This window comes from Pseudoalteromonas sp. NBT06-2 (assembly GCF_002276045.1).
In the GTDB taxonomy this organism is placed as follows: domain Bacteria; phylum Pseudomonadota; class Gammaproteobacteria; order Enterobacterales; family Alteromonadaceae; genus Pseudoalteromonas.
Genome location: NZ_NQMR01000210.1, coordinates 1 through 7,334 on the forward strand (window position 1 = coordinate 1; position 7,334 = coordinate 7,334).

Genomic DNA, 7,334 nt, shown 5'->3' on the forward strand with positions numbered 1-7,334 from the left:
ATTTATAATGATCTTGCCGTGCTATTTGTAATGATTGAGACTGAATATTTTCAACTTCGACAGTCAACTTGGTTAATTGCTGATGAATATGTTTTGCATCTTCAACGCTTTGCTCTGCATGTTGTCTATTATCAACCATAACAGTTAATACTTGTTTGGTATTATCTCTTAAAGTATTAATAATACTTTGTATATTTGATGTTGAGTCTTGTGTTTGTTTAGCCAAAGTACGAACTTCATCGGCAACAACAGTAAACCCTCTACCATGATCACCCGCTCTTGCAGCTTCAATTGCTGCATTTAATGCAAGTAAATTAGTTTGATCTGCAATACTACCAATCACATCTAATACTTCACCAATTTTATCTGAATTAACATTTAGTTCAGTTACCAAAGTTTCACTGTCTCTAAAACTATTTGCTAAGGTATTGATTTGCAGATCAGCCTTAGTAACCAACTCCATACCAACATATACCTGATTTTGAACTTCAATGGTTGCTTGACTTGAGCTTTCAGCATTTGATGATATCTCATTTACAGCTTGTGATAACTCAGTTGTTGCCGTTGCTATCATATCTAGTTCAGCATTTTGACTTTGTACTGCATCGTCAGCTTGTTCCATCATAGATTGTAGACGTTCACTTGAGTTTGAAACTTGAGTAGATACATTTAAACTCTCTTTTACAACATGATTTATATTAGACACAAACTCATTAAACATTTGTGCTAATTTACCTATTTCATTCTTGTCTTTTACAATAAGCCTTTGTGTTAAATCACCATCACCATTAACAATTCTAGTCATTGCATCTGAAATCTCACTAAGAGGCTTTAAGCCCAATTTAATTAAAAATGATAATAAGAATCCAAGAGAAATAATTAAAATAAATGTAAAAACAATTAATTCAATTGTTGTTTTAATAATAGGTTCATCCACTTTTTCTTGTGGATACATTAATGCTAAACGCCAATCCATTAGTGGTTTTGTTGATTCAATTTTAATTAAAGCAACAATTTGAGGAATACCATTATAAATAACCCGATGAAATGATAACTTTTTTTGTTCGTTTATTAATTGAAAAAATCCTGAAGTGTTTGTACTTTGCTCTAGAGAATTAAGCGTTCTATCCTTCTCATCAAACTTAACTCCTTCAGGTAATGTAATTAACTGGCCACTTTCCTGAAATAAAAAAGCATTGCCTAAGCCATTAAATTTTACATTTTTTTTAATATGTTGCTGAATTACTTCTAACTTTAAATCTAAACCAGCTATTGCGATTAATTTACCTGAATAAGAATAAACAGGCATACTTAAAGCTGCTGATACAACTTTTGTTCGACTGTCTTCAAATGGTTCATTTACCACACCTTGATCCGCTTGTTTTGTTTTAATCCACCAAGGCACAGTTTTTATACTCGACGTCATATACTCTCTTGGAATCCGACCATTTTCATCCCAATACTCACCGGTTTTCATTGGCGAGTAAAATATACTGGTGATTTCATCTTCACTGGTTACTAATGACTTAAAATACTGATTTACAGAGTTATATTCTATATTACCATCAATTTCTTCCCAAGGTTTTTCGCGAGTCTCAATCCAATGTTTAATACTTGGTGCTTCAAAAGCCGTTTCTAATACTTTATAACGACTCAAAAATAACTGTGTTATATTTGAAGCTTCTGTTTCAACAACTCTAGATAGACTTGACTGGATTTTTGAAGTTGTTTCATCAGATAATCGGTTGATTACTATTATGGAAATGACTAACAAGATAACTGATATGATACTACATACACTTAATACTAACCGTGCTGTCATTGATAATTTCAACCAAGGACTATTTTTACTTCCTAACATATAATACTGCCTTCCAGATGTAAAAGTTGCTGCATTTGCAATAATAATTTTAAAATAAGTACATTATTGCAATGAATTCAGAACATCAAGATCAAAGTTTTTTTGAATTAAAATTCACCGAATTATTAAAAATAAAGCAATAACACACCGAATGTAGAACAAAATCAGAATATTTATCCATCTTTAATATTCTATTTAATACCATTAAAAATGGAGGTGTATTGAGTTAGTAGCAAGAGAGAAGTTGTCATTAAAAATTGAAATAGTATTATCTCGTTGATAATAACAAAAAAGCTGAGTAATCTAAATTATCAGCTACTAACAAAGATTATTATGACGATAATAAATAAGCTAACTTTAATACTCTGTGGGTGCATCATCTTGTTACCCCATGCCATTTTTGCACAGCAAAGTGAGTATAGTACGCTACCACCACCTCGAAAACTCACCACAGAACAAGCCAAGGTCGCAGAAAAAAATTATCAAAAATACTGTGCACTTTGCCATGGTGCTGACAGACAAGGACATGTAAATGATCACGCACCATCATTGCGTAGTAAGAGTTTATTTGAATCTGGTGTACCTCATGCCATTTTAAGACCTATATCATATGGCAGAGTTGACACAGCAATGGGTGGATACCTTGATGAAGTAGGCGGACCGATGACATTAGATGAAACATGGGATTTAACCTATTGGTTATTTGAAAAAGCAGGTTATCAAAGACTAAAACTGTCAACAAACCCAATCCAAGGCGATATAAAACGTGGCGAGCAAGTGTATCAAAAAGAATGTGCCACCTGTCATGGTATTAAAGGTGAAGGAGTTACGGCACCCGCTTTAGGTAATCAATCTGCATTAGCCCACAACACTGATGAGTTTATCAGGCATGCAATTAGATATGGTCGCCAAGATACACCTATGAAATCATTTAAAGATAAACTCTCATCAGATAATATCAATAACATCACTGCTTTTTTAAGAAGTAAAGCCAGTGGTTGGAAAATGGGAAAAACCGTACTTAAAGCATTTCCGACACCAGATAAATATGTAATAAACAAACAAGGTGATGATCCTCACTTTAAACTTAGTGATGATATGTTTGTATCATCTGATGATTTAAATGCGGCACTTAATAGCAAGAAGAAAATGGTATTACTTGATACCCGTGTACCTTCTGTTTGGCAAACTGCACATATTGCCGGATCTATCCCTTTTCCTTATTACGCGGACTTAAATGAAACTGTAGAAGGTATTCCTAAAGACGTGCAAATTGTTGCATATTGTTCATGCCCAAGAGCAGCTGCTGAGCACACTATTAATAAACTTAGAAGAAAAGGCTATACCCGCACTGCGGTTTTATGGGAAGGTATATTTGGTTGGATACAAATGGGTTATCCAGTTATGCGTGGTGATATTGAGGATATAGCCAATAAATAATAAAGCCTAAGACTCAATTTAAGGCCTAGAAGCTTGAAGCTAGGTCCTTAAATTTTAAGTTTATATAATTGATTTAAACAGCTTCTGCCTCATAAAATGAATATACATATTTTATTGCTACATAAATCACTATCCCAGTTGCCACTAATAACTCAAAACAAGCCAAATTATAAACCGGATCCACATATTGTGAGTTCATATTAATATATTGCATCCAGTCTGAAATTTTAAATAACGCTGTTGCGCCTATTACCGTAGGAAAAGTAAAAGCGGCATAACCATATGAAAATGGTAAACGAAATAAATGAAAGAATGACATATAAATAATCAACGTCATCAGCAATGCAATACTTAATAGTACAGTTATTACAACTGGTGATGGATTTGCAATAACAGTCAAGTACCCCGCTAAACTTAAACTTGCAGGCGCTGCCAATATCGCAATTGTTGGTTTAGCATCATCAGGTATTTGATGGCAAAACAAAATACGATAAATCATTAATGGCAATAATAGTGCATACATCAATAAACCAAAATTAAGTGTAAACAGTGCAATCGGTGCAAGAATTTCACTACCTGAAAAAGCAACGTCAGCAACAATTAAACCGACTGGTGGCACAAACCAACTAGGCACCATATGATGTAACGAAAATGCCTTTGCGCGGTGATAAACAAAAGTCAGTAAAAATATCACATGCATTACAACAGCTAACAGCCAAAGCGCATCACCTAAAAATAGATTTAACTTAGCAACCGTATTTGAAATAATCATTAAACACATTGCAAATGTAGGCAAAACACTACCTACAATAGGATGTTTTAAATCATCAACTAATAACTTAGGTTGTTTAACAAATTTAAAAAGTACAGCAAATAAAATAATGCTTGCGATAAGTGTACCTATGAATTGCCCTTGACCAAATAGAAAATCAAAATTATCCCAGCACCAGCCTAAACTTGCGATCCCCAAAGCCAAGCCACAAATAGGAGTCGGTAAATTACATAAAATACGCTTTATAGTTTGCATAATCACTGCACTTATTACATCAAAGGTTGACTATGAAACAATTGTATAGGCATACTTTAATTAATAATATTTGAATATTTTTAAACTGGCGTTAAGAATATCTTAACCCTAAGTTATAAATAATTAATTTTCTACCCAATAGGCAAGCTAATGAATATCGTATTAAAGCAACTTAATATCTTTAAACTAGTTGCTCAAGAGAAATCAATTACCGCTGCTGCTAAAAAGTTATTTTTAACTAAACCCGCTGTGAGCATGGCTTTAAATGAATTAGAAAAACAGTTAGGACATCAGCTATTTGATCGGTATAACAATCGATTACTTATCAATGAATTTGGATTAAAACTTCAACCCTTAGCCGATGAGTTACTTGCCCGAACTCAAGATATTTCTACATTATTTGATGAAAAAAGTAAGTTAACGGGGCAATTAAAAATTGGTGCCAGTGATACTATAGGTAATCAAGTTGTGCCTTTTTTACTCAAAGATTTCCGCCTTGAAACACAGCATACTCAGCAAAGGCTGACTATCTCAAACAGTACTGATATTTATGAAAAATTAACTAAGTTTGAATTAGATATCGCTTTAGTCGAAGGTAAAATTAATCATGATAACTTGGCTATAACCTCTTGGTTATCAGATGAAATGTGCATTGTATGTTCACCTGACTCACCTCTTGCCAATACCACAATAAAGCAGATAACCGATTTAGAAAATCAAGATTGGATTTTTAGAGAAGAAGGTTCTGGCACTAAACACTATTTTATGCATTTTTTAGAACCTAAATTAAAGAGCTGGCATATGGCATTTCAACTCACCAATACAGAGGCTATCATTAACAGCGTAGCGGCAGGGCTTGGTATCGCCTGTTTATCAAAGATAGCAGTTATCCATGCCGTAAAAGACAAACGACTCACCATGCTACCCTTACCTAAAAATCAAATCCGACAATATTATTTAGTGCATCATAAACAAAAATACATATCCCCTTTATTACAAAGCTTTATTGAGTTTAGCCTAAGCTGGCGAACTGAATTAAAAGTATTTGCAAAAGGGCTTAACTAGGTTCTTTCTATTATATAAAATATCAGAGTGTTTCAGTGAAAATTAAATTATCTGCTTATGTGTTAACCAACTAAGCCGTAAAACAGCTCAGATTCATTAAAAAATTTCGGCCCCCATGCTTTGACTAGATTTTTATTACCAATAATATTTTCTCTTGCACTCGCTTTAACCACTTGATTTTCTGTAATAATTAACTTTAAAAGTTTTGTTATATCTTGAACATTGGAGACAAGTAGTGTATCTGAAAATGCAGAGCTTCCTATAACATCTTTAGTATCAAACCACTCATTGATTGGTGTAGGGAAATTTAAATCGCCATTATTAAAAGAATAGCCCGATATAAATTCAGGGTCATGCGCATCTTTGCATTAATGGTTACTCCCTTAAAAAAGATGGACCGGCAATATGCTCCTGCATTGCTCTAGTACCTACATCCATGCAGGCAACAACGAGCATGATTTGCTCAGAAGTCCCTGTAAGGTTGGTTTATAAATACTTTATGCAGCGTTATTGATTTTGAAAAGAGAATAACCATGTTCTTCAATCAATGCCTTGCCTAAAGCATTTCTAATTCCAACTGAATCCTGCATTTTGAAGTGGTTTGGGTATAGTATTTTTTGTCTTACAGCCTTGAACGAGTGTTGTTTTAAAATCTTTTCCAAAATAATGCCTATCAAGGGATACCCTGTATTTGAATATTCCCAATTTTCACTCGGTTTAAAGTTTGCAGGTTGATTTAAAGCAAACCTTAATGGGAAACTGTCTTTTTTAATGTATCAACCTGGCTGTTTTGATATTAAATTATCAAGCTGCGCTTGGTAATGTTGAGATACTTTAGCCTAAGATCTCAAAGTAAAAAATAGACTAAAAATAAGTATAATTATTATATGGTTAAACAATTTAATCCTCCCTGTATTAAACACTATTATTTCACTAACTTGACTCCAGCGTCCAAGTAATTCTAGAGCAATATTTATATGGCTAAAATTAAATGCGATAACAATTAAAATATGAACACATGGTGAATAAAATAAATATACAACTTTTTTTGCATTTTTTGACGGTATACCATGCAATAGTAAAGGCTATAAATGCATGAAAAACAACTATAATATTCAAATATTTTATATCATATGACATACCTAATACAACTAAAAGAAAAAATCTGATACTTAAGAAATCCTCCCTTGCTAGCCTATTTCATGTATACTATGCGGCCTTAAATAGTGAGTGAATAATAACCACTTGTTATAAAAATCAATTTTGGAGTAACTGGTTATCATCCAGACTAATAACATCACAATGCAATTTGGTGCTGAGCCTTTATTTGAAAATATTTCAGCTAAATTTGGTAACGGTAATCGCTATGGTTTGATTGGCGCGAATGGTTGCGGTAAATCAACATTTATGAAAATCTTAAGTGGTGTGTTAGCACCAAGTGCCGGTAATGTTTCAATCACACCAGGTTTAAAAGTGGGCACTTTAAGTCAAGACCAGTTTGCTTTTGAACAATACTCTGTTATTGATGCTGTGATCATGGGTGATACTGCATTATGGGAAGTAAAACAAGAACGGGATCGCATCTATTCTTTACCAGAGATGAGTGAAGAAGATGGTATGGCTGTTGCTGAGCTTGAAAGCCAGTTTGCAGAGATGGATGGTTACACAGCAGAAAGCCGTGCAGGACAAATATTACTTGATGCCGGTATTGAAGAAGAACTGCATTTTGGCTTAATGCAACAAGTTGCACCTGGTTGGAAATTACGTGTGCTACTAGCACAAGCATTATTCTCTAATCCTGACATTTTACTACTTGATGAACCAACCAATAACTTAGATATTCATACTATCAACTGGTTAGCAGGTGAACTAAATCATCGTAAATGTACTATGATCATCATTTCTCATGACAGACACTTCCTAAACTCTGTTTGTACTCAT

At 33.6% G+C, this 7,334-nt stretch carries 6 protein-coding genes; 3 read left to right on the forward strand and 3 right to left on the reverse strand.

The window, feature by feature from the left end; genetic code table 11:
- Positions 1-1,861: methyl-accepting chemotaxis protein (locus CJF42_RS23970; RefSeq protein ID WP_141235649.1), on the reverse strand; the 1,861-nt coding region annotated here is incomplete at its 3' end.
- 333 nt (positions 1,862-2,194) lie between these two features.
- On the opposite strand from CJF42_RS23970, the gene CJF42_RS23975 reads away from it, so the two are divergent.
- Entirely contained in the window at positions 2,195-3,301 is a 1,107-nt protein-coding gene (locus CJF42_RS23975; RefSeq protein ID WP_095369057.1) for a c-type cytochrome, read from the forward strand.
- Positions 3,302-3,374: 73 nt separating this feature from the next.
- On the opposite strand, the gene CJF42_RS23980 is transcribed toward CJF42_RS23975, so the two are convergent.
- Entirely contained in the window at positions 3,375-4,328 is a 954-nt protein-coding gene (locus tag CJF42_RS23980) for a TDT family transporter (protein ID WP_095369058.1), read from the reverse strand.
- A gap of 150 nt (positions 4,329-4,478) precedes the next feature.
- Here CJF42_RS23980 and CJF42_RS23985 point away from each other — a divergent pair, with 150 nt between their 5' ends.
- Positions 4,479-5,393: a LysR substrate-binding domain-containing protein gene (locus CJF42_RS23985; protein ID WP_095369059.1), complete on the forward strand. Its 915-nt coding sequence runs from the start codon at positions 4,479-4,481 to the stop codon at positions 5,391-5,393.
- Positions 5,394-5,890: 497 nt separating this feature from the next.
- Here the strand turns inward: CJF42_RS23985 and CJF42_RS29615 are convergent, their stop codons facing one another.
- Positions 5,891-6,166: a serine hydrolase gene (locus CJF42_RS29615; protein WP_141235650.1), complete on the reverse strand. Its 276-nt coding sequence runs from the start codon at positions 6,164-6,166 to the stop codon at positions 5,891-5,893.
- A gap of 505 nt (positions 6,167-6,671) precedes the next feature.
- Here CJF42_RS29615 and CJF42_RS23995 point away from each other — a divergent pair.
- Positions 6,672-7,334: ATP-binding cassette domain-containing protein (locus CJF42_RS23995; RefSeq protein ID WP_212668856.1), on the forward strand; the 663-nt coding region annotated here is incomplete at its 3' end.

What these genes read in the sequence shown, in the direction of transcription:
- CJF42_RS23985 (WP_095369059.1), top strand. Translation starts at nt 4,479, where the DNA reads ATGAATATCGTATTAAAGCAACTTAATATCTTTAAACTAGTTGCTCAA.
- CJF42_RS23975 (WP_095369057.1), top strand. Translation starts at nt 2,195, where the DNA reads ATGACGATAATAAATAAGCTAACTTTAATACTCTGTGGGTGCATCATC.
- CJF42_RS23980 (WP_095369058.1), bottom strand. Translation starts at nt 4,328, where the DNA reads ATGCAAACTATAAAGCGTATTTTATGTAATTTACCGACTCCTATTTGT.